Here is a 648-nt window from a genome sequence, read left to right as displayed (position 1 = left end):
AGGAAGGACTTCTGCATCGGTAACATTAGATAAACTCAGTTCTGCCGCGACGATTTCGTGAGTGCTGGTGTCTACCGCTAAATGCAACTTTCTCCAGACTCTACGCCTCCCGTCAGTACCATGCTTCTTGACCTTCCATTCGCCTTCGCCATAAACCTTAAGACCCGTAGCATCAATGGCTAGATGCTGTATTGCACCTCTAGTCTTGGGTTTAAATGAAACCTCGACTTGCTTAGATCTTCGACTTATACAACTGTAATGTGGACAGACTATAGGGACGTTAGCCAATGAAAAAACAGAATCGATAAACCCTTGCAATGCTCTCAACGGCATTGAGAAAACTCGTTTCACCATAAGTGCAGTGGTAATGGCTAAGTCGCTGAACTGACGAGGTCTACCACGTTTATCTTGTTTACTCTGCTTCCACTGGCGAATGGCTTCTTCATCAATCCAGAAAGTGAGTGAACCACGGTTGATTAAGGCTTTGTTGTACTGTTTCCAGTTCGTTGTTTTGTAGCGAGGTTTCGGCATGAGACTAGGGGAATTAACTTACTTAGCCGATCAGATCGTAACCTTCTGATTTAGTTCCCTCGAATTACGCAACAAAGCCAATATGGTTATAAAAAATGGTCATATTATGCTTATATA

Annotated in this window: 1 pseudogene; it reads right to left on the bottom strand. The window is 43.2% G+C overall.

Going from position 1 to position 648, the window contains the following annotated elements:
• Window positions 1-531: pseudogene (locus R8N49_RS27915) on the bottom strand (IS5-like element ISVpa3 family transposase); the annotation flags it as partial.
• Window positions 532-648 lie beyond the last annotated feature (117 nt).

The sequence above is a fragment of the Vibrio sp. 1978 genome (assembly GCF_033344345.1).
The sequence above is the reverse complement of the archived record's forward strand: the minus strand, read 5'-3'. Positions and strand labels throughout refer to the sequence as shown.